The organism is Caldibacillus debilis DSM 16016 (assembly GCF_000383875.1).
GTDB lineage: Bacteria > Bacillota > Bacilli > Bacillales > Caldibacillaceae > Caldibacillus > Caldibacillus debilis.
In genome coordinates this window covers 22470-47339 of the sequence record NZ_KB912902.1, presented here as the reverse complement: position 1 = coordinate 47339, position 24870 = coordinate 22470, and the positions used below count along the sequence as shown (strand labels likewise).

Genomic DNA, 24870 nt, shown 5'->3' with positions numbered 1-24870 from the left:
GAAAAGGATGAAGATCGGAATCATCGGTGCCGGATCCATCGGCCTGTTGTTCGCCTGCTGTTTGGGAGAACGGCATGACATTTATTTGTATTGCCGGACGGAGGAACAGGCGGCCAAAATCGGAAAAGAAGGAATCCTCCTCCGGGAAGGGGAAAGGGAAATCCGCTGCCGGGTGCGGCGGTCCGCCGCCGGATATGCGGGGGAGGATTTGGATTGCCTGATCGTCGCCGTCAAATCCTACCACCTCCCCGCTTTGGCGGGGGAACTGAAAAAAATTCCCGGCCGGATCCCCCTTCTTTTTTTGCAAAACGGGATGGGCCATCTTCCCTTTCTGGAAGGGCTTCCCCATCGGACGCTCATCCTCGGTTCCGTCGAACATGGCGCCATGCGTACGGAAGCCAACCGACTGCATTTGAAGGGAAGGGGAGTGACGAGGGTTGCCCTGTTCCGGGGGGACCGGGAATTTTTCGCCAGGCTGGCCAAGGGGCTGGAGGTCCCCGGTTTTCCCTTCCTCGTCGAGGACGATGCGGAGGAAATGCTGGTACGGAAATTGCGGGTGAATCTGATCATCAATCCGCTGACCGCCCTCTTGCAGCTCCCCAACGGGAAACTGGCGGAGAACCCTGATTTTTATCAGGCGGCCAGGAAGCTTTTTGACGAGGTTTTCGCCATCTTCCCCGCTGACGGCCGGGAGGAAACCTTCCGGCATGTCATGCAGGTTTGCCGGAACACGGCCGGAAACCGTTCTTCCATGTGGAAGGATTTGGCCGAGGGAAGAAGGACGGAGGCCGAGGCCATCCTGGGCTATGCCTTGGAAAAAGGGAAGGAAAGAGGAATCCGCGCTCCCATCCTGGAAACGCTGTATCTGCTGATCAAAGGGTTGGAACGGGAAAAGGTGGAGTAACCATGTCTTCCTTGATCGCATTTTTATTGGCTTTATTTATTTTTGCCCCATTTCTTCCGTTTTTTGCCATCTTCCTCGCCGCCAAACCGTTTTTTGGCGCCGAAGGATCCGTGAAGCTGGCGGCGGATTGTTCTTCCGTCTTTTTCATGCTGTCCGTCCATTTTTTGCTGCGGGAGATCTGGCCGAACCCTTTTCTTTTTCCGGTCGGAATCTTCCTGCTTTTCATTTCCGGCGGGATTTATGTATACTTGAAATGGAATGGAGAAATCCCGCTCGGAAAACTGTTGCGGAAGATTTGGCGGTTCGGCTTTCTCGTCTTTTTTGCCGCTTATGTTCTGCTCGTTTTCTTTGGACTCTTGTATAAAGGAATTGCCTACATATGATCACAGGATGTCGGGAAAGGAAGAACGCTATTGGAATTGCTCCATCTGAACGTTCCCTATGCGAAAAACCGGCTCGTCGGCGAATATCTGGCAGGCGAGGGTTCCTTTTTCCATTACCGGGATTGGAAGGGAAGCGAGAGCCGCCGCCGTTACCGGGAGCTGATGCAGCGGCGGTTCCAAAGGGAAGGGCTCAAGAACTGCATCGAAAAATATATGAAACAATTTTCCCCATTCCTTCCTTCGGCCGTGGAAAAAAACCTGGAAAAACTGGCCGATCCCCGAAGCGCGGTCGTCATTGCCGGCCAGCAGGCCGGGCTCTTGACCGGCCCCCTTTATACGATTCATAAAATATTATCCGTCCTCGCCCTCGCCCGGGAAAAGGAAAGGGAGTTGGGCGTGCCGGTGGTGCCCGTTTTCTGGATCGCCGGCGAGGACCATGACATCGGCGAAGTCAACCATGTTTATTACTTGGATAAGGGCAAATTGAAAAAGCATATTTATCGCCAAAAGCATCCGTTGGATAAACAGATGGTTTCAAAACGGCCGGTGGAGGGGGAAGAAATCCGCCGCTGGTACAGGAAATGGCTGAAACACTTCGGGGAAACGGAACATACGAAGGCGGTCTTGGCGTTTCTGGACGGTTTGACGGAACGGGTAACCACTTATACGGAATTTTTTGCGGCAATCATCCTTCATTTTTTCGGGAAATACGGACTCCTGTTCATCGATTCGGCCTACCCGGAATTGCGCCGGCTGGAAGGGGAATATTTCGGACGGATCCTCGATGCCGGCCCCCGGCTGGCGGATGCCTTGGCGGACCAACAAAACCTTCTTCAACAAATGGGATACGAAAAAATGATCGACACGAAGGCGGACTGTTTGCACCTGTTCTATGAGCAGGACGGGAACCGCGTCTTGCTTTATTTCGACCGGGAGAAGGATGCCGCCTTCGGGGAGCGGGTGAAATTTTCTTTGGAAGAGCTGAGGTCCGTCGCGGAGCATCACCCGGAGAAATTGAGCAACAATGTGGTGACGCGGCCGCTCATGCAGGAATGGCTGTTTCCCGTATTGGCCTTCATCGGCGGCCCGGGGGAAATCGCCTACTGGGCGGAGCTGAAAAAGATTTTTGAACTTTTCGGAATGAACATGCCGCCGGTCGTCCCGAGGATCCAAATCACCCTCATCGAAAGGAATATCGCCAGCGATTTGGAAGACCTGTCCTTGTCCCTGGAAAAGGTGCTGACGCAAGGCGTCGAGGAAGAGCTGGAAGAGCGAATCAACCGGCTGAAAGACCGGGAATTCCTCGGGTTCGTGGCGGAAAAGAGGGAGGAGATCTTCCGCATTTACCGGGAAGTTGCCGGCTATGCCCTGGCGAAAGATAAGGGGCTGGCGGAGATCGTGGAAAAAAATTCCCGCATCGTCCTTTCCCAGCTGGATTATTTGCAAAGCAAGGCGGAACAATCGATGCTGAGAAAACACGGGGAGCTTTTGGGAAAGTATATGCGGATCGAAAACTTCCTTCATCCCCTGGGCGGCTTTCAGGAAAGGTGTTGGAATGTCTTTTACTTCATCAACCTTTACGGCTTTTCCCTGATCGACGAACTCATGGAATTGCCCTTGGATTTTTCCGGACGCCATCACGCGGTGAAACTTTGATAACGCAGTTTCAAGGAGGCTGTCCCAAAGGCTGCAAATCGGCCTTTTTGGGCGCCTCCTTTTTTGTTTTTCCGTTTGGCGCAAAAGAGCGTCTTTTTTTATGCCGCCGCATGGTTGCCCGCGCAGGGGATGCGCGGCGCCGTGGGCGCCCGATCCTGCGGGAAGGAACGGCAGACACCGCTTCTTTCCGCGGTTGAGGGAATGCCGCTTATTGATAAAAATGGGACTTTTTGCTTATGAAAAGGAGGGGGAAAATACAGAAAAACAGGTGGAGAATTGTGGTGACTTATGGTAAATTAGTGGTATAAAGTGGAGGGATTATTCATGTTCATGGGTGAATACCGGCATTCCATTGATGCGAAAGGAAGGATCATCATCCCCGCCAAGTTCAGGGAAAACCTTGGCGATACTTTCGTTTTGACGAGGGGATTGGATCAATGTTTGTTCGGTTATCCCATGGACGAATGGAAAACGATCGAAGAAAAGATCAAATCCCTCCCATTGACCAAGAAAGATGCCCGTGCCTTTTCAAGATTTTTCTTTTCCGGGGCAACCGAGTGTGAAATTGACAAGCAAGGACGCGTGAATATTCCTGCCACTTTGATCCAATACGCCAAACTGGAAAAGGAATGCGTTGTTTTGGGAGTGTCGAACCGGATTGAAATTTGGAGCAAGGAAATTTGGGAAGAATACTTTAATGACTCGGAACAATCGTTCTCGGAAATCGCGGAAAACCTGATCGACTTTCATTTGTAGGCGAAATGCGCATGACAGCTCTGTTTGCATCGCAGAAAGTGAGGGAGACACTCCATGTTTGAACATTCGCCGGTTCTTTTGAAAGAAGCCGTGGAAGGATTGGATATTAAAGAAGACGGGATCTATGTCGACTGCACGTTGGGCGGCGGGGGGCACAGCGAAGAAATTGCCAAACGCCTCTCCGATAAAGGGAAGCTGTACGCCTTCGACCAGGACGAGCAGGCGGTGGAAAATGCCCGGGAAAGGCTTCGCCCTTACGGCCAGGTGGAAATCATCCGGGACAATTTCCGCCATCTGGAGGAACAGCTGGAAAAAAGGGGAATCAAAGCGGTTGACGGCATCCTGTACGACCTCGGCGTTTCTTCTCCCCAGCTCGATCAGCCGGAGAGGGGATTCAGCTACCAGCATGACGCCCCCTTGGATATGCGAATGGACCGGAGCCGGCCATTGACGGCGAAAACCATCGTCAACGAGTGGCCCTATGAAAAATTGGCGGAAATTTTTTTTCAATACGGGGAAGAGCGATTTTCCCGGCAAATCGCCCGCCGCATCGTCAAGGAAAGGGAAAGGAAACCGATCGAGACGACCTTTGAACTGGCCGGCATCATCAAGGACGCCATTCCCGCCCCGCTGCGAAGGAAGGGAGGACATCCGGCCAGGCGGGTCTTTCAGGCGATACGGATCGCCGTCAATGACGAATTGGCGGCACTGGAAGAATCTTTGGAGCAGGCCGTCCGGTTGCTGGGCGCAAAGGGCCGGGTTGCCGTGATTACCTTCCATTCCTTGGAAGACCGGATCTGCAAAAGGATTTTCAAAAAATACAGCGATGTTCCCGATTTGCCGAGGGGGCTGCCGGTCGTTCCCGAGGACAGGCAGCCGGTGTTGAAGATCGTCACGAAAAAGCCCGTACTTCCTTCGGAAGAGGAATTGGAAAGGAACCCGCGTTCCAGAAGCGCGAAATTGCGAATCGCCGAAAAATTGAAACAAAGCTGAGGGAGTTGGGATGATGAGCAACCTGGCGAGAAAATATCAATACCATCAGGAGCCGAGGCAGGAAGAATTAAAGGATATCCTCATTAAAAGCCGGAAGATTACCAAAGGGGAGAAATTGCTTTTCGCCCTGTTTCTTTCGGTCCTGTTTGTGCTGTCGGTGAAGCTGGTGGCCAATCAGGCGGCAATTTATGAAGTCAACCGGGATATCCAGAGAGTCGAAGCGAAAATAGAGGAACAGGCCAAAATCAACGAGGATTTGCAGGCTCGGGTGAATGAATTGAGCGAATATAGCCGGCTGTTGAAAGAAGCGGAAAAATTGGGTCTCAAAATGAACGGGGACCGGGTGAAGGTTGTTCAGAACCGATGAAAAGAAAACGGGCGAACATGAATGTCGGGGCGGCCATTTTATTCGTCCTGTTTTGCCTGCTTTTTTTTATATTGACCTACCGTTTTTTCGTCATTCAATTGACAGGCCAGGTCGACGGAAGGGTGTTGGCGGAAAAGGCGGAAGAAAAATACGTGAAAAACCGGATCATCGATGCCTCCAGAGGACCGATCCTCGACCGGTCCGGTAATCCGCTGGCGATCGATACCACCACCTACAAATTGGCCGCCATCTTGGATCCCTCAGTTTCGAAAAATTCCAGCCGTCCCCTCCATGTCGTCGACCCGAAAAAAACCGCCGCCGAGCTTGCAAAATACATCCCGATGTCCGAGGAGGATATTTACCGGAGGCTGACGAAGGACGCCTTTCAAGTGGAGTTCGGAACCGCGGGCAAAAACCTTACGTACGAAACGAAGAAAAAAATCGAAAGCTTGCATTTGCCCGGCATCATTTTCCTGCGCGAGAAAAACCGCACGTACCCCAACGGCGTGTTCGCCTCCCATGTGATCGGCTACGCCGCCTATGCCAAAAACGAGGAAGACGGCACGGAAAGACTGACCGGGCAAATGGGCCTGGAAAAAAGCCTGGACAAGTATTTGTCCGGCACCCCGGGAAAGATTCAGTATAAAAGCGACGTATGGGGCTTTGTATTGCCCGGCAGCGAAAAAAACGTCATCCCCCCCTCCCAGGGTGCGCGGGTGTATTTGACCCTCGACAAAAAGATTCAAAGCTTTTTGGAAGACGCCTTGACCCAGGTGGATGAGGAATACAATCCGACGAAGATGATCGGAATCGTGGCCGATGCCAAGACGGGAGCCATTTTGGCCATGTCCCAGCGCCCTTCCTTCGACCCGAACACGCGGGAAGGCATCGAGGAAAACTGGCACAATATCGCCGTGGAAGAACAATATGAACCGGGTTCGACAATGAAGGTTTTCACGCTGGCGGCCGCCGTCGAAGAGGGCGTTTTCAACCCGAATGAGACATTCCGTTCGGGGCAATACAGAGCGCAGGGAGGAGTCATCCGGGACCATAACGGGACCGGGTGGGGAGAAATCACCTTTCTGGAGGCGGTCCAACGCTCTTCCAACGTGGGCTTCGCCTATCTGCTGGAAAAGATCGGAACGGAAACCTTCAGGAAGTATTTGGACAAGTTCCGCTTCGGCGTGCCGACGGGGATCGAATTGCCGAATGAGGCGTCGGGAACGATTCAATACAAGTGGCCGCTGGATAAGGTGTCCACCGCCTTCGGGCAGGCCACGTCCGTCACCGCCATCCAGCTCGTTCAGGCCATGACGGCGATCACCAATGACGGGAAAATGATGAAGCCGTACATCATCGATCGGATTGTGGACGCTTCCGGCAAAACGATCCGGAAGAACGGACCGCAGCAAGTCGGGCAGCCGGTTTCCGCCGCCACCGCCAAGAAGGTTTTGGACATTTTGGAAACGGTCGTTACTTCCGAAAAGGGGACGGGGCAGCGGTTCAACATCGAAGGCTACCAGGTCGCGGGAAAAACGGGAACGGCCCAAATCTACAAGAGCGGGGAAGGGTACATGAGCGGATGGGACAATTATCGCTTCTCCTTCCTCGGCACCGCCCCGAAGGACGATCCCCGGCTGATCGTCTACGTCATGATCCAGCAGCCCGATTTGAATGAACAGGAATTCGAACAAGGTTCGGTTCCCGTTTCGAAGGTGTTTAACCAAGTGATGAAAAACAGCCTTCAATATTTGAACATCAAGCCGGAGAATCAGGCTCAAGAAAAGGAACGGACAACGGCCGTGCCCGACGTGACGGGAGAAACGGTGAGCCGGGCCGAAACCCTGATCAGGGAGAGCCTGCTGGAACCCGTCGTGATCGGAGACGGGAATACGGTGAAGGCCGTATATCCTGAAGCGGGAGAGCGATTGCTGGAGAAGGAAAAGGTGATCGTCGTTGCCGACGGTAAATTGGTGATGCCCGATTTGACCAACTGGTCCAAGCGGGATTGCGTGAAACTGATGCAGGCGGCAGGCCTCAAATTTTCGATGGAAGGGGAGGGCTATGTCGTCCGGCAGTCGGTAAAACCCGGCACCCCCGTCGATCCTTCCGCGGAAATCAAATTGAAATTCCAAGATCCGGAAAATGTTTTTGTCCCCGGGGATGAAGGGGGAAATGAAGATCTGGGCGGCCCGTAAATCCCGTCCTCCCCGGGACGGTCCGCAAAGGTTCCGTTCTATAAAAAAAATACAAGCATATATTAGAACGAGCCCATCGGGAAGGAGGTTCGTTCTTTTTTATGCGCGTTTCCCAAGTGACGGTGCGGAAAAGGCTCCTGCTCGTCCTGATCTTCGGAATCCTCTTTTTTTTCCTGCTGGCCTTCCGCCTCGGCTATGTTCAATTCGTCCTGGGGAACATGCTGACGGATAAGGCGAAGGATTCCTGGAGCCGCGAGATTCCCTTCGAACCGAAACGGGGAATGATTGTGGACCGGAACGGGACGCCGCTTGCCGCGAACGTCAGCGCCCCCACGGTATACGTGATTCCGAGACAGGTGGACAACCCGGCGGAGACGGCCGAAAAGCTGGCGGAAGTTTTGGCGATGCCGAAGGAAAAGGCTTATCGGCATGTTACGAAAAAAACGATGATTGAACGGATCCCCGAAGGGAGGAAGATTTCCGAAGAAAAGGCCAGGCAGCTTCGGCAAATGAATTTAAAGGGGGTTTACATCGCCGAGGATTATAAACGCTACTACCCTTACGGCACCCTTTTGTCCCATGTCCTCGGGTTTACGGGGATCGACAACCAGGGATTGTCGGGGCTGGAACTGGCGTACGATAAGCAGCTCGCCGGGAGCAGGGGTTCGGTCCAATTTTATTCCACGGCAAAAGGGGAAAGGATGGAAGAGATGGCCGATGAATACCGGCCGCCGGTCGACGGCCTCGATTTAAAATTGACGATCGACGTCCGGATCCAGATGATCCTCGAACGGGAATTGGACGCGGCCCAAACCCAATATTCTCCGGACGGATTGATCGCCATCGCCATGGATCCCGATTCCGGGGAAATCCTCGGGATGGCTTCAAGGCCCAACTTCAATCCTTCTGATTATCAGAACGTCCCGCCGGAGGTGTATAACCGGAATTTGCCGATCTGGAGCACCTATGAACCGGGTTCGACCTTCAAGATCATCACCCTGGCCGCGGCCCTCGAAGAAGGCAAGGTGGATTTGGAGCATGATCATTTTTTCGACCCGGGATACGTGACGGTTGCCGGGACCCGGCTTCACTGCTGGAAAAGAGGGGGGCACGGCAGCGAAACCTTTTTGGAAGTGGTCGAAAATTCCTGCAACCCGGGATTTGTGGAATTGGGAAACCGGGTCGGAAAGGAAAAGCTTTTCCAATACATCCGGAACTTCGGTTTCGGCGCGAAAACGGGGATTGACTTGAACGGGGAAGGAAAGGGGATCCTCTTTTCCCTCGACCGCGTCGGCCCGGTGGAGCTGGCGACTACCGCCTTCGGACAAGGGGTGTCCGTTACCCCGATCCAGCAGGTGACGGCGGTGGCGGCCGCTGTCAACGGCGGCACCCTGTACCAGCCCTATATCGCCAAGGAATTGATCGACGGCGAAAAGGGAGAAACGGTCATGCGGAAGACACCGGTCGCCAAACGGAAGGTGATCTCCGAGAAAACATCGGCGGAGGTGCGGTACGCGCTCGAAAGCGTCGTGGCCAAAGGGACAGGGAAGAAGGCCTACGTGGAAGGATACCGGGTCGGAGGCAAGACGGGGACGGCGCAGAAGGCGAAGGACGGCCGATATTTGGAAAACAACTATATCGTTTCCTTCATCGGTTTTGCGCCCAGCGACGACCCGGAAATCGTCGTCTATGTGGCGGTGGACAATCCGAAAGGAGTGATCCAGTTCGGGGGGACGGTGGCGGCGCCCATCGTCGGACGCATTATCGAAGATACCATGCCGATCCTCGACGTGGACCGGCGAAAGGAGCAAATCGACAAGGAATGGACGTGGCCGGATCCGAAAATGGTGGAAGTCCCTTCCTTGATCGGGATGACGAAAGAGGAGATCTTCCAGCAGATGTTCAACTTAAAACTGGAAGTGAACGGAAGCGGAGGAAAGGTGATCCGGCAGTCTCCCGAACCGGGGACGAAGGTGGAAGAGGGATCGACGGTTCGCATCGTATTGGATGACGGGAGTTAGGCCATGAATCTTGATGGCTTTGGGACGGTGGAAAAGGCCGGGAGCGGCGAAAGGGTTTTCGGGAAAGGAAGGCGGGGAAAGCGCTTGGGAAGCAGCTGTCTGTCCGCAAAGGGAAAGAACGGTTTTTTAAGCCGTATCCAGGCCCGCTCGCTCTTCCGGCATCACCTGTTGCGACGGGAAACGGGAACATCCGTCCGCCCGATTCCCGTCGCGACCGTCCGGGCCGGCGGCTTCCTGCCGGGGTTTCCCGAAAGAAGCGGGGGGAATGGAAGGCGACGGAAAGCCTTTCCATATGAAAGAATAGGCGGATGGAAGAATATATTGTATGGAATGAAGGTTCAAAACGGCCGGCAAAAATTATGACAGACAAAGCTGCGCGGGAAGCGCGATTCGGGGGCGGACGCCCTCCGGAAAACCTTCCGGGAACCGCCGGAGGAAGTTCCGGGGCCGTCACAAGACAAGATGATTTTGCCTTTTCCGGACGGTCCCTTTAGCAAGGCCGGAAGGAGGAAACGGGAATCCTCATGCGGCATCTTCTTTTGTGTTCCGGATCCCCGAAGAATGGGGAAGCTTCCATACAGGCAGGGGTTCTCCGGGATCTACGCCGCGGGGATCGGCCGGCAAGATGCCGATCGCGGTTTCATACCGGAAGTCTTTGAAACAAATCAAAACCGTTGCCGAGCAACCGAAGATCAGCCATTTTCCCCCTTTCCGCCCCGGAGGGGATCCGCCTGCCTCCGCCGGGGTTTGGTCCCTGCGGAAATCCGCCATCGATCATTCCGCGGCTCATCGGCGGCTTGCCTTTTTGAAAAATATGTTCGGAGGAGACGTTCTTCCCTTGGATGCCCTTTGCCTTGCGGCTTTTTTCGCGAACATCCGGTCAAGCCGGAAACGCCTCTTTCCGGGAAAAACACCGCGAAAAAACGAATGTTTTTCAAAAAAGGCCGGGCGGAAAAAAGGTTCCCCGGGAAATTTCGATAGCCTTTGCCCCTTTTTTGATGTAAAATGAAAGGTGCGATTTTTTAGCATAACAGAAAACCCCAAGGAGATGTCCATATGAAGCTCCAGGAATTGCTGCAAGTTCTCCCTTTCTATAAAATCTTCCATTCATCCGATCCGGAAATCCTTTCCTTGGAAAATGACCACCGAAAGGTTAAAAAGGGAAGTCTGTTTTTCTGCATCGAAGGGACAAAGACCGACGGCCACCGGTTTGCCCGGGAAGCGGTCGATAACGGGGCGGCGGCGGTCGTCGCCAAACGGCCGCTGCCCCTGAATGTGCCGGTCGTCGTCGTCAATGACACCGCCCGGGCCATGGCCGTTATGGCCGATGCCTTTTACGGCCAACCGAGCCATTCCCTCCGGGTCATCGGCATCACCGGGACGAACGGAAAGACGACCGTCAGCCATATGATCGACCAAATCTTCCGCTCCGTCCGTCAAAAAACCGGCCTGATCGGCACCCTGTATGTGAAAATCGCCGAGGATACCTATGAAACGAAAAACACGACCCCCGATTGCCTGACTTTGCAAAAACACCTCCATGAAATGAAAAAACGGAACGTAGCGGTCGTGACGATGGAAGTTTCTTCCCACGCCCTGGACCAGGGCCGGGTGCGGGGCATCGATTTCGACGTGGCCGTCTTTACGAATCTTACCCAGGACCATCTGGACTACCATCGAACGATGGATGAGTATCTGCGGGTGAAAAGTTTATTGTTTTCCCAACTCGGCAACCATTATAATGGGAAAAGGAAAAAATTTGCCATCCTCAACAAGGATGACGGCGCCGCCGACTTATTGGCAAGATCCACCTCCGCCCATGTCCTCACCTACGGAATAAAAGGGGATGCCGATGTCCGCGCGGAAGCGATCCGCTATTCCAACCGCGGCATGAGCTATCGGGTGATCACCCCCGTGGGCGAGGAGACGGTGGAAATGAAATTGATCGGGGAATTCAACGTATACAATTCCTTGGCCGCCATCGCCTGCGGGATCGCATGCGGGCTGAAGCTCGAAGAAATCGTGGAAGGCTTAAGGGATTTCCGGTCCGTGCCCGGCCGGTTTGAACTGGTCGACTGCGGCCAGCCGTTTCCCGTCATCGTGGATTACGCCCATACGCCGGACAGCTTGGAAAACGTGTTGAAGACGATCCGCTCCTTCGCAGAAGGAAGGATCTTCGTCGTCGTCGGCTGCGGCGGCGACCGGGACCCGAAAAAGCGGCCGATCATGGCCCAAGTCGCCTGCCGATACGGAACCGATCCGATCTTTACTTCCGACAATCCCCGTTCAGAAGATCCGCTGAAGATTTTGGCGGATATGGAAGCCGGCGTCCGGGGGCTGCATTATGAAATCATCCCCGACCGGAAAGAAGCGATCGGCCGGGCCATCAGCCAGGCTTCTTCCGGCGACGTCGTCCTCATCGCGGGGAAGGGCCACGAAACCTATCAAATTGTCGGGGACCGGGTGTTCGAATTCGACGACCGGCTCGTGGCCAAACAATGCATCGAAGACCGGTTGAAAAAAGACAGGCTGGCGTAATGCGGAAAGAGAGGGTTTGATAAAGATGGAACAATCGATGCTGTATACGATGCTCATCGCCTTTTTCACCGCCGTCCTTCTCTCTCCCGGGATGATCAAATTGCTCAAGAGATTGAATTTTGGACAAAGCATCAGGGAAGAAGGCCCCAAAACCCATCAAAAAAAATCGGGGATCCCGACGATGGGCGGATTGGTCATTTTGTCGGCCACCCTGATTTCATCCCTTTTCATGACGGCCTATTTTTATGGAATCGGTCCGGAAACCCTGTTATTGATATTTGTCACCTTCGCTTTCGGGCTGCTCGGATTTCTCGACGATTTTATCAAAGTCGTATTCAAGCGCAATCTCGGGCTGACATCCGGACAAAAATTTCTCGGGCAAATCGCCATTTCCCTCGTCTTCTATCTGGTGCTCCGTTATTACGGTTTTTCCGATACGGTCAAGATCCCGGGGGTCGATTATTCCCTTCCCCTCGGCTGGCTCTATGCCCCCTTTGCCGTTTTTTGGCTCGTCGGTTTTTCCAACGCGCTAAACTTGACGGACGGGCTGGACGGCCTGCTGTCCGGTACGGCGGCCATCGCCTTCGGCGCCTACGGGATCCTGGCCTGGTACCAGGGACAATATGAAGTCGCCCTTTTCGCCGTCGCCGTGGTCGGCGCCGTTTTGGGGTTTCTCGTCTTCAACGCCCATCCGGCCAAGGTCTTCATGGGGGATACCGGCTCCTTGGCCTTGGGGGGATCGCTGACCGCCATCGCCCTCTTGACGAAATTGGAGCTTCTGCTCCTGATCATCGGCGGCGTGTTCGTCATCGAGACGTTGTCGGTCATCCTGCAAGTCATATCTTTTAAAACGACCGGCAAGCGCATCTTCCGGATGAGCCCGCTCCATCACCATTACGAATTATCCGGCTGGTCGGAATGGCGGATCGTCGCCACCTTTTGGACGGCCGGCCTGTTGTTTGCAGCTTTGGGAATATACATAGAGGTGTGGTTATGAGATACGCGGATTATAAGGGCAAGAACGTACTTGTGCTCGGCCTGGCCAAAAGCGGCGTCAGCGCCGCCCTTTTATTGGAAAAACTCGGGGCGCGCGTTCTGGTAAACGACGTAAAGCCCCTTTCCGAAAGCGAGGAAGCGGAACAACTGCTGGAACGAAAGATACGGGTGATCGGCGGCACCCACCCCGTCTCCCTCTTCGATGAGGAAAACTTTGACCTGGTGGTCAAAAATCCGGGAATCCCGTACCGGAATCCGATGGTCCGCCGGGCGCAAGAGCTCGGCATTCCGGTCATCACCGAAGTGGAGCTGGCCTATCAGATCTCGGAGGGGGAGTTCATCGGCATTACCGGAACGAACGGGAAAACGACGACCACGACGTTGATTTACGAGATGCTGAAGGAGGGCGGGCTTTCCCCGTTGATCGCGGGGAACATCGGGCTGGTCGCCTGCGAGGTGGCCCAGGAAGCCCGCCGGGATCAGCCGATCGTCACCGAATTGTCCTCGTTCCAATTGGCGGGCATCGACCGGTTCCGGCCGAAAATCGCCGTGATCACCAATATTTATGACGCCCATGCGGATTTCCACGAAACGAGGGAGAACTATGTCAGCGCCAAGAAAAACATCACGAAAAACCAATTGGAAAGCGACTTTTTGATCGTGAACGATTCCGTTCCGGAATGCAGGGAGATCGCCGAAAGTTCCCGGGCGAACGTCATCCCCTTTTCCGCGGAAAAATTTCTTGAAGAAGGGGCGTCCGTAAAGGACGGCTTTATCTGTTTTCGCGGGGAAAGGGTAGCGGCCGTGAAGGATGTGGCCCTGCCGGGCAGGCACAATCTGGAAAACGTCCTGGCTGGCGTGGCGGCGTGCAAATTATTGAACGTTCCGAACGAAAGCATCGCGAAGGTCCTCAAAACCTTCCGGGGCGTCAAGCATCGCCTCCAATTTGTGAAAAACGTGAACGGCCGGCTGTTTTACAACGATTCGAAGGCGACGAACATCCTTGCGACAAAAACCGCTTTAAGCAGCTTTGACCGGCCCGTGATTTTGCTCGCGGGCGGGCTGGACCGGGGATATGATCTGTCCCCGCTCATCCCCTCCTTAAAAAACGTCAAAGCGTTGATCAGCTTCGGGCAAACGAAACATCAGCTGAGGGAAATCGGCGAGAAGGCAGGGATAGAAAAGCTGGCGGTTGTCGATAATGTGGAAGAAGCGGTGAAGAAGGCCTACGATTTTTCGGAAAGCGGCGATGTCATCCTCCTTTCTCCGGCCTGCGCCAGCTGGGATCAATACAAAAGTTTCGAAGAAAGAGGGGACATCTTTATCGAAGCCGTGCATAGATTAGAATAGAGGCTTGTCGAAACAATAACCGCGGATGGGGTGTTTCCTTTGCCGGCCAAACGATCTCCGGATTTTCTTCTCGTCCTCCTCATTTTGTCTTTGCTCGCTTTCGGGCTGATCATGGTTTACAGCGCCAGCGCCGTTTGGGCGGATTATAAATTCGGCGATTCCTTTTACTTCGTCAAGAGACAGCTGCTGTTCGCCCTCATCGGGGTCATGGCGATGTTTTTTCTCATGAATATCGACTATTGGACATGGCGTTCCTGGGGGAAATTGATCCTGATCTTTTGTTTCCTCCTCCTGGTGCTCGTGTTGATCCCGGGAATCGGGACGGTGCGGAACGGATCGCGAAGCTGGATCGGCGTCGGGGCTTTTTCCGTCCAGCCGTCGGAATTCATGAAATTGGCGATGATCCTTTTCTTGGCAAAATATTTGGCCGAAAACCAGAAGAAAATGACTTTCTTTGCCAAAGGGCTCCTGCCGACCTTGCTGCTCGTGATGTCGGCCTTCGGTCTCATCATGCTGCAGCCGGACCTGGGAACGGGAACGGTGATGGTGGCCACCTGCGTCCTCATGATTTTCGTCTCGGGCGCCAGGATTATCCATTTTCTGTTGCTCGGCATGGCCGGCATTGCCGGTTTCGTCCTCCTCATCCTGTCGGCGCCCTACCGGATTCAGCGGATCACGGCCTTTCTCGATCCTTGGCAGGATCCTTTGGGGAACGGGTTCCAAATCATCCAATCCCTCTTCGCCATCGGGCCGGGAGGGCTTTTCGGCCTCGGGCTTGGACAAAGCCGGCAAAAATTTTTCTATTTGCCCGAACCGCAAACGGATTTCATTTTTGCCATCGTCGCCGAGGAACTGGGGTTTATCGGCGCCTCCTTCGCCCTGCTTCTGTTTGCCTTGCTGCTGTGGCGGGGCATCCGGACGGCCATCAACGCCCCGGATCTGTACGGCAGCTTTCTGGCGGTCGGGATCATCGCCATGATCGCCATCCAGGTGATGATCAACATCGGGGTCGTCATCGGCCTGATCCCCGTAACGGGCATCACCCTTCCCTTTTTCAGTTACGGCGGTTCGTCGCTGACGCTGACCCTCATGGCCGCGGGCATCCTTTTGAATATCAGCCGCCACGCGAAAATCTAGTTGAAAAAACTGCCGAAAGTTCCGAAAAAAGAAGAGGAGGTTTCTTTTTTTTTCGTTTTTTTCATTTTCATTAAAGGATGATAATATTTCTCCGCATCCATTTCCTTTTCCGAATAATATAGTAGAATAGTAAAGAATTCTATTTTCTTTGAGGTGAACCACAGTATGAGGCTGGTTGTCAGCGGCGGGGGAACGGGCGGCCATATCTACCCCGCATTGGCTTTCATGAAGACCGTGAGGGAAGCCGACCCGAATGCGGAGTTCCTGTATATCGGAACGGAAAAAGGCCTGGAAAAATCCATCGTCGGGAAAGAAAACATCCCGTTCGAGACGATCGAGATATCCGGTTTCAAGCGGAAACTCTCCCCCGACAACGTGAAAACCGCGATCCAATTTCTTCGCGGGGTAAGAAGAAGCAAAGCGCTTTTGAAACAGTTCCGGCCCGACATCGTGGTCGGCACGGGGGGCTACGTCTGCGGACCGGTGGTCTATGCCGCTCACCGGCTGGGCATTCCCACGATGATCCACGAACAAAACAGCGTCCCCGGGCTGACCAACAAGTTCTTGAGCCGTTATGTGGATAAAATTGCCATATCCTTTGCCCAATCGGCCCGGTATTTTCCGGAGGAAAAGACGGTCTTGACGGGGAATCCCCGGGCGACGGAAGTGCTCGGCTTCGACGGGAAGAAGGGCTTGGAGAAACTCGGCCTGGCGCCGGACAAAAAGACCGTCCTCATTTTTGCCGGAAGCCGGGGGGCAAGGCCCATCAATGAAGCCGTCCTTCAGGCCCTTCCCCGCTTTGCCGAAAAGGATTACCAAATTTTATACGTGACCGGCGAAGTCCATTTTGAAGCGGTCTATCAACATTATGCGGCCGCCGGCGGACCGAAGAACGTTTTCGTCAAGCCTTTCCTTCACGAGATGCAGGAAATATTGTCCGGGGCCGATCTCGTCGTTTCCCGGGCCGGAGCGACGACCATTGCGGAAATCACTTCATTGGGATTGCCGGCCATCCTGATCCCGAGCCCCTACGTGACGAACAACCATCAGGAAAAGAACGCCATGATGCTTCAGGAAAAGGGCGCGGCCAGAGTCATTCTGGAGAGGGAGCTCGACGGCGGCAAACTGGCGGAAGAAATCGACAAAATCTTATTTGACGAAAACAGGCTGGAAGAAATGAAGAAGGCGTCCAAATCGCTAGGGATCGGGGACGCCGCCCGGAGGATGTACCGGCTGGCGGAAGAGATGGTCCGATCCGCATCCGGGAAAAAGAAATCGTGATATTTAGACAAGCTTTTTCCCTTTTGGGCGGATTGGTAGAAAATCGAAAGAAAATCGTATATTTTCCATGGTTTCTAACCCGTGCGCCTGTGCTATTATAATAATATGAAACATAGAATCGGGATCTTGCTGTAACGCAATCGGCAAAATCGGCCGTTTATTTTTCTTTATTATGCTTCCGTTCACGCACGGCGTTAGCAGGGGCCGCACGGTGCCCAGCGAGGTGGATTCATTGGCGGGTAAAGTTGTTTCGATCGAGGACCGCATACCGAAATTAAAGCAGCAGCGAAGAAAGAAAACGAACCGCAAAATCCTGATGTTTATCGTCCTTTTTTTTCTTCTCCTCCTGGTTGTCGCCTATTTTTATTCCCCGTTGAGCCGGGTGGGACAGATTACCGTTACCGGCCAGGAAGCGGTGTCCGAGGAAACGGTCATCGAAAAGAGCGGGATCACGGACAAAGATTTGATTTGGACGCTGCAGAAAAAAAAGATCAGGGATGCGCTCCAATCCATTCCGGAAATCAAAAGCGTTTCGATCCGTCTGAAATATCCCAACCGCCTTTTTATTCATGTGAAAGAATACGAGAGAATCGCTTTGGTCAAAAGCGGAAACCGTTTCTATTCCCTGCTGGAAAACGGCGGGCTGTCCGCCAATACGGAAGGCATCGACGGCCCGGTTTTATCCGGTTTCGACGGGTCTGAGAAGCGGCTGAAATCCGCCGCCGGCCAGCTGAAGAAGATCCGGCCGGAGATCCGCAATTCCATTTCAGAGATGATTTACGCCCCCAAGGAAACCGACGCCAACCGGGTCGTCCTGTATATGAACGACAGCTATGAAGTGCACGGGACGCTGCGGACGTTGGCGGAAAAGATGAATTATTACCCCGACCTTGTGAAACAAATCGATCCGAAAGTAAAAGGCGTCATCGATTTGGAGGTTGGGTTGTTTTTCCAGCCCTATCATGGGGGATCGAGCGGGGAGGATGGCGAGACAGGTGAAAACTAACCGGGTCATTTTTTCCCTCGTCTGTCTGGTCCTTGGATTTCTGGTGGCCTACTCGTACCAGCTCACCCAAAGGGAAGAAAAGGCCGCGCCTTTGACGGACAGCCAGTGGAAAAAAACCGTCGAACTGCGGAATGAACTGATCGCAGAGGAGAAAAAAAACCGGGAATTGGCGGAAGAATTACATAAAAAACAAAACGAAGTTTTGCAGTTCGAAAAAAAGCTGGCCGATGAGGAAAAGGTGCTGTCCGGGATGGCGGAAGAAGCGGAACAGCTCCGCAGATACCTGGGCAAGGTGAAAGTCTCGGGAAAAGGGCTCATCGTTACCCTGGATGACGGAAAGTATCCCTATGAAGGGGATGTCAACAATTACATCGTCCATGAACACCATATTTTTAAAGTGGTGAACGAATTGTACCTTTCCGGCGCCTACGCGGTTGCGATAAACGGCCAACGGCTGACCCGCCGTTCCTACATCGTGTGCAACGGCCCCGTCATCACGGTGGACGGCAAACAGTTCCCCGCCCCCTTTGTGATCACCGCCCTCGGCGATCCCAACGTGCTGGAAAAGGCGCTGAACATGAGGGGAGGCGTAAAGGATCAACTGGTCAGCGAAAACATCGTGGTCAAGATTGAAAAAAGCAATTCCGTGGAAATGGAACCGATCCTCGGCGATCATCCTTCATGACAACCGCGGGAAATCAGGTGAAATCATGAAAAATCGGGACAAGATCAATTTTACGCTGATCTCCCTTTTGATCGGGTTCATGCTGGCCGTCCAGTTCCAATCGACCAAGGAAAATGAAACCAGGGACACGAGGGATATGTGGGAAATCAGGGAGGATTATTTGAAGGCGAAGGAATTGGAGGCGAAGCTGCATCAGGAGATCCGGAAGCAGGAAGAACTTTTGGCGGCCTACCAAACGGATGAAGAGTACGGAAAGCAGAAGGCCCTGGAAGAAACCCTCCGGGAACTGCGGGAGGAAGCCGGGCTGACGGAAAAAAAAGGACCGGGCATCATCATCACGCTGAAGCCGGTCGATTACATACCGGATGATATGCCCGCCGACGTGCAAGTCACCCCGGAAGTGTTGCGCAGGCTGATCAATGAATTGAATATGTACGGCGCCAAGGACATCGCCATCGACGGGCAGCGGGTGGTCAATTCCACGACGATCCGGGAAATCCAGGGGGAAACAAAGATCGACGGCTATCCCCTCCGCCGTTTTCCGATCGAGATCAAGGTGCTCGCGGAGGACGAGGAAGGGGCGGAAAAGCTGTACAGCAGGATGCAAATCTCCACGATCCCGGATGAATTTTTCATCGACAATTTGGAAGTGACCTTTTCCGAACCGAAGGAAATGATCGAAATCCCGGCCTACACCAACCCCATCCGGTTCGGCGCGGAAACGATAAAGGAAGAAGGGGAGCGATAAAGATGTGGCTTCCGATCCTCGGCTTGGCCATCGGCATCGCTTTGGGGCTGCTGACGGACATCCGGATACCCGAAGAGTACGCCAATTACCTGTCGATCGCGGTTTTGGCGGCCTTCGATACTTTGATCGGGGGCATTCGGGCCCAATTGCAGAACGTTTACGACGAGAAAATCTTTGTCTCCGGATTTTTTTTCAACATTCTCCTCGCCATCGGCCTGGCTTTTCTCGGCGTCCATCTCGGGGTCGACCTGTATCTGGCGGCCATCTTCGCCTTCGGCGTCCGGCTGTTCCAGAACATCGCCGTCATCCGGAGAATCCTGATATCCAAATGGTCCGTCTCCGTAAAAAAAAATAAAATTATGACGAAATAAAAAGGAAAAGGACGAATAAAGGCGAACTATTCTTTAATGGGGAAACGGGCCGATGCGGCTGTTTCAAATCCACGAAGGAGGTGCCACTCGATGAACAGCAATGGGATTTTCGTCAGTCTGGACATCGGAACGTCCACGGTTAAGATGATTATCGGGGAGATGTCCAACGACTCGTTAAACATAATCGGGGTTGGCAATGTGAAGTCCGAAGGGTTAAAAAAGGGCTCCATTGTTGATATAGATCATACCGTCCAGTCGATCAGACGGGCCGTCGAGCAGGCGGAACGGATGGTCGGAATGGAAATCCGCAAAGTCATTGTCGGTATCCCCTGCCATCATATTTCCCTCATCGATTGCCACGGCGTCGTCGCCGTTTCCGGGGAAAACCGGGAAATAACCAACGAGGACGTGCTGCGGGTCATCGATGCCGCCCAAGTGATTTCCATCCCTCCGGAGAGGGAGATCATCAACGTCATCCAAAAACAATTCATTGTCGATTCGCGAACCGACATCCACGATCCCCGCGGAATGATCGGAGTCCGGCTCGAAATGGAAGGCCTTCTCGTTACGGGATCAAAGACGGTCCTATTGAACATACTCCGCAGCGTGGAAAAGGCGGGCCTCGAAATCGTCGATATCGTCCTTCAGCCGCTTGCCTCCGGCGAGATCGCCATCTCCCAGGATGAAAAAAACCTGGGCTCCGTCCTCGTCGACATCGGCGGCGGTTCGACGAGCATTTCCTATTTTGAAGACGGCTATTTGCAAGGAACAAGCCTGCTTCCGATCGGCGGCGACAATATCACCAAGGATCTTTCCATCGTCCTGCGCACGACGACGGAAGCGGCGGAGCAGATCAAAGTGAAGTACGGGCACGCCTTTTATGAATTGGCATCGGCGGATGTGCAATTTTCCTATCCGGTCATCGGCAGCAACCAGCAGCAGCAGACGACCCAGATGGATATCGCGGAAATTATCGAAGCCCGTTTGGAAGAAACGTTTTTTTTGGTGCAGGACGAATTGCGGAAGATGGGCGTCAAGGATGTTCCCGGCGGCTACGTGTTGACGGGGGGAACCGCCAATATCGACGGGATTTTGGAGCTGGCCCAGTCCGTTTTCCAAAACCGGGTCCGCATCGCCATTCCCGATTATATTGGCGTGAGGGAACCCCAATATACGACGGCCGTCGGTATTATAAAATATGCTTACAAATCCGCCAAAATGCAAGGGAAGCTGCTGACGGATTCCGTTTTGCCAATGGAATCGAAAGAAAAGCGGACAGCGAAATCTCACGCAAGGGCGAAAGAAAATGTTTCGCCGAGCTTTTCCGCCAGGATGAAACAATTCTTTGGCTCTTTCTTCGAATAATCATTCCTTGTAACGAAAAAGGACTTAGGAGGATTTCACATGCTGGACTTTGAGACTTATGTGGATCAATTAGCGACGATCAAAGTGATCGGCGTCGGCGGTGGCGGAAACAACGCGGTCAACCGGATGATCGAACACGGCTTAAAAGGCGTGGAATTTATCGCCGTGAATACGGATGCGCAAGCTTTGAACCTGTCGAAGGCGGAAATAAAAATGCAGATCGGCGCCAAATTGACGAGAGGACTGGGTGCCGGCGCCAACCCGGAAATCGGCAGAAAAGCCGCGGAAGAAAGCAAGGAGCAAATCGAAGAAGCCATTAAAGGCGCGGACATGGTGTTCGTGACCGCCGGCATGGGCGGCGGCACCGGAACCGGTGCGGCCCCGGTCATCGCCCAAATCGCCCGGGAATTGGGGGCATTGACGGTAGGGGTGGTCACCCGGCCCTTTACCTTTGAAGGGCGGAAACGGGCCATTCAGGCGGCGAGCGGGATAAACGCCATGAAAGAAGCCGTCGATACGTTGATCGTCATCCCCAACGACCGGCTGTTTGAAATCGTGGATAAAAACACCCCGATCACCGAAGCCTTCCGCGAAGCGGACAATGTGCTCCGCCAAGGGGTGCAAGGGATTTCCGATCTCATCGCCGTTCCGGGGCTGATCAACCTCGATTTCGCCGACGTGAAAACGATCATGTCCAATAAAGGTTCCGCGCTGATGGGCATCGGCATCGCCTCCGGGGAAAACCGCGCCCAGGAAGCGGCGAAAAAAGCGATCTCAAGTCCTTTGCTGGAAACTTCCATCGAAGGGGCGAAAGGCGTCTTAATGAACATTACGGGAGGCGCCAATTTGAGCCTCTTTGAAGTGCAGGAAGCCGCGGACATTGTCGCCACCGCATCCGACCAGGACGTGAACATGATTTTCGGTTCCGTGATCAATGAAAACTTGAAAGATGATATCATCGTAACCGTGATCGCGACCGGGTTCAACGAAGAGAACCAATCCCGTTCCAGCCGTTATTCCGGCCCGGTCAAAACGAATGCCCAGGCCAAAAACGACGGGAGACGGGAACCCGTGGTGCAGGAAAGGGAGCGGGAAACGGTTCATTTCCAGGAAGATACGCTGGATATTCCCACTTTCCTGCGGAAACGGAACCGCAGGTCGTAAACGGTTCATGAATGACATAAACACCGACAACACCGGACAAAAATGCCGGTGTTTTTTTATGCCCGTCTTTCCCTGGGCGGATGGGGACGGATCTTCGAATGTTCCCGGGGAATTTTCGGGCGAATTGACAAAAGTTGAAAATTTCGGATGAAAGATTTTCATTTTCCGAGACATAAAGTGACACCATTTTAATATGAATCATACTATACTTGTTTAATAATCAGGCGGTCGCGGAAGGCATCCCCGAAAACCTTGAGAAAAGGTGGCGGCAATGAAGCTTTATATCGATTTGATTTGGCTGCTCAATTTTTTGTTTGACAGCTTTCTTTTGTATGCTACCGGTTTTTTGCTGAAGAGGGAGCTCGTCCTAAAACGGATCGTTCTCGCCGGTTTCGTCGGTTCGCTCGCCATCTTTTCGCCGTTTCTCCCTTGGCATGTTTTCGCCTCCCCCCCGATGAAGATCCTCCTTTCCTTCACCATGGTTTTGCTGGCGTTCGGGTACCGGAAGCTGTCCTACTTTTTGACGAACGTGGGATTTTTTTACTTGACCGCCTTTGTTTCAGGAGGTGCTTTGCTCGCTGTCCATTACTTGCTTCGCTTCGATTACCGCTTGGATGAGCCGCTTTTTTTGGCCAACGTCCGGGGCGGCGGTGATCCGGTCAGCTGGCTGTACGTATTGATCGGTTTCCCGCTCGTCCTCCGTTTCTCCCGGTCTTCGATCCGCCGTTTTGAAGCGATGACGATCAACTACCGGCAGCTCGTGCCCGTGACGGTCGAGCTCGGACCGGTTTCGCTGGCCCTGACCGGCCTGATCGACAGCGGGAACCAATTGTATGAGCCGATTACCAAACGGCCGGTCATGATCATCTCCCTGGAAAAATGCAAATCCGCCATCCCCGGACCGCTGCTGTCTGTCCTTGCAAATCCGGACGGTTTCTTCCGCGGCGAAACGGCCCTTCCCGAGGAATGGTTGGAAAGGATCGCCATCATCCCTTACCGGGTTGTCGGACAAGAAGAACGCTGGCTCCTCGGCGTTAAACCGGACGGGATCACATTGATCCTGGATGGAAAGAGCTTTCAGACGGCAAACGCCATCGCTGCTTTTGTCCCGCAAAACTTGGCGAAGGACGGGAAGTTTGACTGTCTGGTCCACCCGAAAATGGCCGACGAGGCCATGAAAAGGAATGTTTCGCGGCATTCGCCAGCTTCCGTAATGAATCCCGTTGAAGAATGATTGTTGGAAAGGGGTCCGAACATGAAAAAGTGGCGGTTTCTATTTTCCTTTTATTGGTACAAATTTTTGCGAAAAATCGGTTTGAAAACGGACGAAATCTATTACATAGGCGGAAGCGAGGCGCTGCCCCCGCCGCTGACGAAGGAAGAGGAAGAAATTCTGATCCAAAAACTGCCCGAGGGGGACGAAACGGCCCGGTCGATGCTGATCGAACGGAACCTGCGCCTCGTCGTTTATATCGCGAGAAAATTCGAAAACACCGGCATCCATATCGAAGACCTGATCAGCATCGGGACGATCGGCCTGATCAAGGCGGTGAACACCTTCAACCCGCAAAAGAAGATCAAATTGGCCACCTACGCCTCGCGCTGCATCGAAAACGAGATTTTGATGTATTTGCGGAGGAACAATAAAATCCGGGCGGAAGTTTCCTTCGACGAGCCTTTGAACATCGATTGGGACGGCAACGAACTGCTCCTGTCGGACGTGCTGGGGACGGAGGACAATATGATCACCAAAAATTTGGAGGCCAACGTGGACAAGAAGCTTTTGAACAAGGCCCTGGAAACGTTGCCGGACCGGGAAAAACAGATCATGGAACTCCGTTTCGGGCTCGGCGACGGAAAGGAAAAAACCCAGAAGGACGTGGCGGATCTTTTGGGCATTTCCCAATCCTATATTTCCCGCCTCGAGAAAAAAATTTTCAAACGGCTGCGGAAAGAATTTGAAAAGATGATTTGAGCGGTTTCCTCCCGCTCCGATCCGAAATAAGGAAATTCCTTCCATTTTTCCGGTGCATATTTTTCCCTCCCGAGGAGATACTGAACGTTGTACAGCACTCCTTGGGGAGGGAATTTTATGCGCAACAAAGTGGAAATCTGCGGAGTGGACACTTCCAAACTTCCCGTATTGACCAACGAGGAAATGAGGGAGCTGTTTCAAAAGATGCACGCCGGCGATCTGTCGGCGCGGGAGAAATTGGTAAACGGCAATTTGCGTCTCGTTTTAAGCGTCATCCAAAGGTTTTCCAACCGGGACGAATTTGTCGACGATCTCTTCCAGGTCGGCTGTATCGGCCTCATCAAATCCATCGACAATTTTGATCTTTCCCAGGAAGTCAAATTTTCCACCTATGCGGTGCCGATGATCATCGGCGAGATCAGGCGTTATTTGCGGGACAACCATCCGATCCGGGTTTCCCGTTCCTTGAGGGATATCGCTTACAAATCGCTGCAGGTCCGGGAAAAGCTGATGTCGGAAACGGCGAAGGAGCCGACGGCTGAAGACATCGGGCGGGAACTGGGCATCCGGCACGAGGATGTGGTCTTTGCCCTCGATGCGATCCAGGACCCGGTTTCCCTGTTCGAGCCGATCTACAACGACGGAGGGGACCCGATTTACGTCATGGACCAGATCAGCGACGAAAAAAACAGCGACGTCTCCTGGATTGAAGAAATCGCCATTAAAGAGGGGATACGCCGCTTAAACGAAAGGGAAAAGATGATTTTGCACAAACGTTTTTACCAAGGAAAAACGCAGATGGAAGTGGCGGATGAAATCGGGATTTCCCAAGCCCAGGTCTCCCGTCTGGAGAAGGCGGCGATCAAAAACATGGAAAAAAACATCCAATGAAGGGAGCCTTTAATGGGTTCACCGTTGTTCGAAAGCCCCAAAAGTCATGCGGCGTGACTTTCTGAGGCTTTTTTATGTGCCCTGC

22 protein-coding genes are annotated in these 24870 nt (G+C 53.4%); all 22 read left to right on the top strand.

The window, feature by feature from the left end; all coding sequences use genetic code 11:
- Window positions 1–7 precede the first annotated feature (7 nt).
- The 22 genes from A3EQ_RS0113120 (at window position 8) to sigG (ending at window position 24785) form a co-directional block, all read left to right on the top strand.
- Window positions 8–904, top strand: a complete 897-nt coding sequence (locus A3EQ_RS0113120) for a 2-dehydropantoate 2-reductase (RefSeq protein WP_020155628.1) — start codon at window positions 8–10, stop codon at window positions 902–904.
- 2 nt (window positions 905–906) lie between these two features.
- Window positions 907–1287, top strand: a complete 381-nt coding sequence (locus tag A3EQ_RS0113115; RefSeq protein ID WP_020155627.1) for a DUF3397 domain-containing protein — start codon at window positions 907–909, stop codon at window positions 1285–1287.
- A 30-nt stretch (window positions 1288–1317) separates the two neighbouring features.
- Complete coding sequence (gene bshC / locus A3EQ_RS0113110) at window positions 1318–2943, top strand: bacillithiol biosynthesis cysteine-adding enzyme BshC (protein ID WP_020155626.1); 1626 nt, start codon at window positions 1318–1320, stop codon at window positions 2941–2943.
- Window positions 2944–3267: 324 nt separating this feature from the next.
- Window positions 3268–3699, top strand: coding sequence for a division/cell wall cluster transcriptional repressor MraZ (mraZ, locus tag A3EQ_RS0113100; protein ID WP_020155624.1), 432 nt, complete (start codon window positions 3268–3270; stop codon window positions 3697–3699).
- Between the two features lie 54 nt (window positions 3700–3753).
- Window positions 3754–4692, top strand: a complete 939-nt coding sequence (rsmH, locus tag A3EQ_RS0113095) for a 16S rRNA (cytosine(1402)-N(4))-methyltransferase RsmH (protein ID WP_020155623.1) — start codon at window positions 3754–3756, stop codon at window positions 4690–4692.
- A 13-nt stretch (window positions 4693–4705) separates the two neighbouring features.
- A complete protein-coding gene (gene ftsL, locus A3EQ_RS0113090) occupies window positions 4706–5059 on the top strand; it encodes a cell division protein FtsL (protein ID WP_026499959.1) in 354 nt (117 codons plus the stop codon).
- Window positions 5056–7257 (top strand): penicillin-binding protein, encoded by a 2202-nt coding sequence (locus A3EQ_RS0113085; protein WP_020155621.1) that lies wholly within the window; start codon window positions 5056–5058, stop codon window positions 7255–7257. Before ftsL ends, A3EQ_RS0113085 begins: the two co-directional genes overlap by 4 nt.
- A 101-nt stretch (window positions 7258–7358) precedes the next feature.
- The gene (locus A3EQ_RS0113080) at window positions 7359–9278 is read left to right on the top strand and encodes a stage V sporulation protein D (protein WP_020155620.1); all 1920 of its coding nucleotides are present in this window, start codon (window positions 7359–7361) and stop codon (window positions 9276–9278) included.
- A 1056-nt stretch (window positions 9279–10334) separates the two neighbouring features.
- Entirely contained in the window at window positions 10335–11816 is a 1482-nt protein-coding gene (locus A3EQ_RS0113055; protein ID WP_020155615.1) for a UDP-N-acetylmuramoyl-L-alanyl-D-glutamate--2,6-diaminopimelate ligase, read from the top strand.
- Window positions 11817–11841: 25 nt separating this feature from the next.
- Window positions 11842–12813: a phospho-N-acetylmuramoyl-pentapeptide-transferase gene (gene mraY, locus A3EQ_RS0113050; protein ID WP_020155614.1), complete on the top strand. Its 972-nt coding sequence runs from the start codon at window positions 11842–11844 to the stop codon at window positions 12811–12813.
- Window positions 12810–14162 carry a UDP-N-acetylmuramoyl-L-alanine--D-glutamate ligase gene (gene murD / locus A3EQ_RS0113045; protein WP_020155613.1) on the top strand — a complete coding sequence of 451 codons (1353 nt, stop codon included), beginning with the start codon at window positions 12810–12812 and terminating at the stop codon, window positions 14160–14162. Before mraY ends, murD begins: the two co-directional genes overlap by 4 nt.
- A 39-nt stretch (window positions 14163–14201) precedes the next feature.
- Window positions 14202–15299: a stage V sporulation protein E gene (gene spoVE / locus A3EQ_RS0113040; protein ID WP_026499958.1), complete on the top strand. Its 1098-nt coding sequence runs from the start codon at window positions 14202–14204 to the stop codon at window positions 15297–15299.
- A gap of 165 nt (window positions 15300–15464) precedes the next feature.
- On the top strand, window positions 15465–16580 hold the full coding sequence (murG, locus tag A3EQ_RS0113030; protein WP_020155610.1) for an undecaprenyldiphospho-muramoylpentapeptide beta-N-acetylglucosaminyltransferase: 1116 nt from the start codon (window positions 15465–15467) through the stop codon (window positions 16578–16580).
- Window positions 16581–16812: 232 nt separating this feature from the next.
- The gene (locus A3EQ_RS0113025) at window positions 16813–17586 is read left to right on the top strand and encodes a cell division protein FtsQ/DivIB (RefSeq protein ID WP_040369471.1); all 774 of its coding nucleotides are present in this window, start codon (window positions 16813–16815) and stop codon (window positions 17584–17586) included.
- Window positions 17576–18271, top strand: coding sequence for a DUF881 domain-containing protein (locus A3EQ_RS0113020; protein ID WP_020155608.1), 696 nt, complete (start codon window positions 17576–17578; stop codon window positions 18269–18271). Before A3EQ_RS0113025 ends, A3EQ_RS0113020 begins: the two co-directional genes overlap by 11 nt.
- 25 nt (window positions 18272–18296) lie before the next feature.
- Window positions 18297–19019, top strand: a complete 723-nt coding sequence (locus A3EQ_RS0113015; RefSeq protein WP_026499956.1) for a DUF881 domain-containing protein — start codon at window positions 18297–18299, stop codon at window positions 19017–19019.
- A gap of 2 nt (window positions 19020–19021) precedes the next feature.
- Complete coding sequence (locus A3EQ_RS0113010) at window positions 19022–19390, top strand: small basic family protein (protein ID WP_020155606.1); 369 nt, start codon at window positions 19022–19024, stop codon at window positions 19388–19390.
- A gap of 90 nt (window positions 19391–19480) precedes the next feature.
- Window positions 19481–20755 (top strand): cell division protein FtsA, encoded by a 1275-nt coding sequence (gene ftsA, locus A3EQ_RS0113005; RefSeq protein WP_020155605.1) that lies wholly within the window; start codon window positions 19481–19483, stop codon window positions 20753–20755.
- Window positions 20756–20794: 39 nt separating this feature from the next.
- Window positions 20795–21919: a cell division protein FtsZ gene (ftsZ, locus tag A3EQ_RS0113000; RefSeq protein WP_020155604.1), complete on the top strand. Its 1125-nt coding sequence runs from the start codon at window positions 20795–20797 to the stop codon at window positions 21917–21919.
- A gap of 271 nt (window positions 21920–22190) precedes the next feature.
- Window positions 22191–23153 carry a sigma-E processing peptidase SpoIIGA gene (gene spoIIGA, locus A3EQ_RS21100; RefSeq protein ID WP_020155602.1) on the top strand — a complete coding sequence of 321 codons (963 nt, stop codon included), beginning with the start codon at window positions 22191–22193 and terminating at the stop codon, window positions 23151–23153.
- Window positions 23154–23174: 21 nt separating this feature from the next.
- On the top strand, window positions 23175–23894 hold the full coding sequence (sigE, locus tag A3EQ_RS0112985; RefSeq protein WP_020155601.1) for an RNA polymerase sporulation sigma factor SigE: 720 nt from the start codon (window positions 23175–23177) through the stop codon (window positions 23892–23894).
- A 117-nt stretch (window positions 23895–24011) separates the two neighbouring features.
- Window positions 24012–24785: an RNA polymerase sporulation sigma factor SigG gene (gene sigG / locus A3EQ_RS0112980; protein ID WP_020155600.1), complete on the top strand. Its 774-nt coding sequence runs from the start codon at window positions 24012–24014 to the stop codon at window positions 24783–24785.
- Window positions 24786–24870: the final 85 nt, after the last annotated feature.

Bases quoted from the DNA above. Each gene is read 5' to 3' on its own strand.
- A3EQ_RS0113120 (WP_020155628.1), top strand. From the start codon at position 8: ATGAAGATCGGAATCATCGGTGCCGGATCCATCGGCCTGTTGTTCGCC.
- A3EQ_RS0113115 (WP_020155627.1), top strand. From the start codon at position 907: ATGTCTTCCTTGATCGCATTTTTATTGGCTTTATTTATTTTTGCCCCA.
- mraZ (WP_020155624.1), top strand. From the start codon at position 3,268: ATGTTCATGGGTGAATACCGGCATTCCATTGATGCGAAAGGAAGGATC.
- rsmH (WP_020155623.1), top strand. From the start codon at position 3,754: ATGTTTGAACATTCGCCGGTTCTTTTGAAAGAAGCCGTGGAAGGATTG.
- ftsL (WP_026499959.1), top strand. From the start codon at position 4,706: ATGAGCAACCTGGCGAGAAAATATCAATACCATCAGGAGCCGAGGCAG.
- A3EQ_RS0113085 (WP_020155621.1), top strand. From the start codon at position 5,056: ATGAAAAGAAAACGGGCGAACATGAATGTCGGGGCGGCCATTTTATTC.
- A3EQ_RS0113080 (WP_020155620.1), top strand. From the start codon at position 7,359: ATGCGCGTTTCCCAAGTGACGGTGCGGAAAAGGCTCCTGCTCGTCCTG.
- A3EQ_RS0113055 (WP_020155615.1), top strand. From the start codon at position 10,335: ATGAAGCTCCAGGAATTGCTGCAAGTTCTCCCTTTCTATAAAATCTTC.
- mraY (WP_020155614.1), top strand. From the start codon at position 11,842: ATGGAACAATCGATGCTGTATACGATGCTCATCGCCTTTTTCACCGCC.
- murD (WP_020155613.1), top strand. From the start codon at position 12,810: ATGAGATACGCGGATTATAAGGGCAAGAACGTACTTGTGCTCGGCCTG.
- murG (WP_020155610.1), top strand. From the start codon at position 15,465: ATGAGGCTGGTTGTCAGCGGCGGGGGAACGGGCGGCCATATCTACCCC.
- A3EQ_RS0113015 (WP_026499956.1), top strand. From the start codon at position 18,297: ATGAAAAATCGGGACAAGATCAATTTTACGCTGATCTCCCTTTTGATC.
- A3EQ_RS0113010 (WP_020155606.1), top strand. From the start codon at position 19,022: ATGTGGCTTCCGATCCTCGGCTTGGCCATCGGCATCGCTTTGGGGCTG.
- ftsA (WP_020155605.1), top strand. From the start codon at position 19,481: ATGAACAGCAATGGGATTTTCGTCAGTCTGGACATCGGAACGTCCACG.
- ftsZ (WP_020155604.1), top strand. From the start codon at position 20,795: ATGCTGGACTTTGAGACTTATGTGGATCAATTAGCGACGATCAAAGTG.
- spoIIGA (WP_020155602.1), top strand. From the start codon at position 22,191: ATGAAGCTTTATATCGATTTGATTTGGCTGCTCAATTTTTTGTTTGAC.
- sigE (WP_020155601.1), top strand. From the start codon at position 23,175: ATGAAAAAGTGGCGGTTTCTATTTTCCTTTTATTGGTACAAATTTTTG.
- sigG (WP_020155600.1), top strand. From the start codon at position 24,012: ATGCGCAACAAAGTGGAAATCTGCGGAGTGGACACTTCCAAACTTCCC.